The organism is Vibrio sp. 2017_1457_13, from assembly GCF_030851525.1.
GTDB classification, from domain to species: Bacteria; Pseudomonadota; Gammaproteobacteria; order Enterobacterales; family Vibrionaceae; genus Vibrio; species Vibrio metschnikovii.
On the sequence record NZ_VHTA01000030.1, the window covers coordinates 1 to 2,501 of the forward strand.

4 protein-coding genes are annotated in these 2,501 nt (G+C 39.3%); 2 read left to right on the forward strand and 2 right to left on the reverse strand.

Annotated elements, in window-relative coordinates:
- Window positions 1-306 precede the first annotated feature (306 nt).
- Together FKN88_RS17290 and FKN88_RS17295 are read right to left on the reverse strand one after the other, a co-directional pair.
- Window positions 307-768, reverse strand: a complete 462-nt coding sequence (locus FKN88_RS17290; protein ID WP_154171021.1) for a GNAT family N-acetyltransferase — start codon at window positions 766-768, stop codon at window positions 307-309.
- Window positions 769-912: 144 nt separating this feature from the next.
- Window positions 913-1,542: an FMN-binding negative transcriptional regulator gene (locus FKN88_RS17295; RefSeq protein WP_154170959.1), complete on the reverse strand. Its 630-nt coding sequence runs from the start codon at window positions 1,540-1,542 to the stop codon at window positions 913-915.
- A 195-nt stretch (window positions 1,543-1,737) separates the two neighbouring features.
- Between FKN88_RS17295 and FKN88_RS17300 the strand changes: the two genes are divergently transcribed.
- Both FKN88_RS17300 and FKN88_RS17305 read left to right on the forward strand, forming a co-directional pair.
- On the forward strand, window positions 1,738-2,016 hold the full coding sequence (locus tag FKN88_RS17300) for a type II toxin-antitoxin system RelB/DinJ family antitoxin (protein WP_032480862.1): 279 nt from the start codon (window positions 1,738-1,740) through the stop codon (window positions 2,014-2,016).
- Window positions 2,009-2,278 carry a type II toxin-antitoxin system YafQ family toxin gene (locus FKN88_RS17305; RefSeq protein ID WP_039428600.1) on the forward strand — a complete coding sequence of 90 codons (270 nt, stop codon included), beginning with the start codon at window positions 2,009-2,011 and terminating at the stop codon, window positions 2,276-2,278. The genes FKN88_RS17300 and FKN88_RS17305 overlap by 8 nt, the downstream gene beginning before the upstream one ends.
- Window positions 2,279-2,501: the final 223 nt, after the last annotated feature.

Sequence of the window (2,501 nt, forward strand, 5' to 3'; positions counted from 1 at the left end):
AAATCAAAAGAGTTGCTAAATGCGATTAAACAATAATGTTCGTTAGACATTGATAAACTTGATCAAATCAACAGCTATGCTTCACAAGAAATCATCAACCAGCAAAACACTCACATTACCACTTAACGTTTAAATTTGTAACACGTTGAATTTAAGAGAAATATAACGCCGCGTTAAGGGGTGAGCAACGCAACTACCAACTCACCGCATTACACTAAAAACTAATAAAATCAACGCATAACGAAAATGCCGCGCGTTGCGAATCCCTCTTTAACGCCTTGTTAGGCATTTACCAACGCATTGATATTATTGGATTATTTCCCAACATTCTAATGACTCACCATCACTATCCACAACCATGTTTTTATAGATAAATCCATTTTTGCGAACAACATGAAGTGAAGCTAAATTTTCAGAAGCGATTAAGGCAAAGACAACTTTGACTAAACCAGATTCAAAAGCAATTTGGCAAAGTTTATTAACTGCAAATGTTGCAATACCTTTACCACGAACATCAAACGCTACGTTGTAACCGATTTCCACTCGATAATCAGACGGCGGGTTCTTAAAACCGCAACTGCCAATTAGCTGATCATTTAACTTTATAAAGTACGGTAAAGACCAAATTTCACAAACTGAATTACGATAATTATTAAGAGAGCGATCTAAAACATGCTTTGGTGGAATCCCGTCAAGAATATACTTGAACTCAGATTGGCCATCACACAACATTTTTAGCTCATGCTCGTTTAGCTGAACGACTTCCATAACTTCCCTATGCCTAACGCCGCGTTAAGGGGTGAGTAACGCGACTACCAACTAACCGCATTGCACTAAAAACTAATAAAATCAAAGCATAACGAAAATGCTACGCGTTGCGAATCCCTCTTTAACGCCTTGTTAGCATTCTTGTCAAAGATTAGCGCTCATGAGTGAAGCGATAACCTGTGAGCTTGTATCATCTTTGGATGACAAGCCATCAACAACACCCTGTTGATTTATCTCTGGATGATTCTGGCTTAATTTCCATTGACCACTGAGTGACTCTACCTCAATTTCAACACCTACTACCGCAGGCAACATTTTATGAATGTATCCCTCCGGTGCATCTGACATTGACCACGGCACCTCTTGTCCTTGCTCGTGCTCCGATGTTAACTGCTCAAGAACCTCCAATATCCATTGCGGTTCGTGAATAAACCGAATCTTTCCTTTCACATGTACCACAATATAATTCCATGTCGGCACAGCCTTACCATTCTCTTTCTTAGTCGGATAATAACTGGGAGATACATAGCTATTTGGGCCGTTAAAAATCACAAGAACTTCAGATACAGGATTAGCGGTTTGCCAAACTGAATTGACCTTAGCTATGTGCCCCTTTAAACGTAACTTACCGTCCAACTCTATTAAAGATAAAGGAAGATGATTAGCCTCAATCGCTGAATTTGAAGAGGTAATGACTGTTGCGAATGGATATTCACGCATCAGATTGATAAGTACATCAATATTGTCTTGTTTAAACTTCCCTGGAATGTGCAAACTTTTCTCCTTGAATGCTAACGCCCGCTTAAGGGGCTGACAACGCTACTATCAAGTTTCCGCATAACACTGAAACCACCAAAATCAACGCAAAATAAAAATGCCACGCGTTGGAAGTCCCTCTTGAAGCGTTTGTTATGTGCCATTATACTAATGTTTAACTATGTAATACATTGTACAACTAAAGGTGCTGTTATGAGAACAGAAATGCTAAGTACTCGTATAGACCATGATACCAAAGTTGCTTTTACTAGCATCTGTGACGAAATGGGTCTTAGTACATCACAAGCTATTAAAATTTTTGCAAAAGCCGTGATTAATCATGGTGGTATTCCATTTGACTTACGTGTGCCTCAACCAAATGAAACAACGATTTCTGCAATGAATGAACTCGTTCAAGGTCATGGGCATAAAGCAGAATCTGTTGACGCTATGCTTACTGAGTTAACTGAAGGCAAAGTTAAGAATGTATAGCTTAGAATACTCAACACAATTCAAAAAAGACTTCAAAAAAATCACAAAAATGCCGATTTCGGACATCATTGAAGTCGGCAACATCATATCAAAGCTGCAAAGAGGCGAAAAACTCGACCCTAAAAATGTTGATCACCCTCTAACTGGCGGATGGGTTGGATTCCGTGACTGCCACGTTAAACCAGATCTAGTGCTCATTTATCGCATTTTTGATGGCCAGCTCCAATTAGCTAGAATTGGCTCTCATAGTGATTTGTTCTGATAAACCTTAGTGGCACATAACGCCGCGTTAAGGGGTGAGCAACGCAACTACCAACTCACCGCATTACACTAAAAACTAATAAAATCAACGCATAATGAAAATGCCGCGCGTTGCGAATCCCTCTTGAACGCTTTGTTATGTGTTGGCTTAAATCATACCAACGTAACTTTTTTGTCCTTTGATCCTTTCGCACCACGATTGGATATTGGGATAATGAGATAAA

What these genes read in the sequence shown, in the direction of transcription:
- FKN88_RS17290 (WP_154171021.1), bottom strand. Translation starts at nt 768, where the DNA reads ATGGAAGTCGTTCAGCTAAACGAGCATGAGCTAAAAATGTTGTGTGAT.
- FKN88_RS17300 (WP_032480862.1), top strand. Translation starts at nt 1,738, where the DNA reads ATGAGAACAGAAATGCTAAGTACTCGTATAGACCATGATACCAAAGTT.
- FKN88_RS17305 (WP_039428600.1), top strand. Translation starts at nt 2,009, where the DNA reads ATGTATAGCTTAGAATACTCAACACAATTCAAAAAAGACTTCAAAAAA.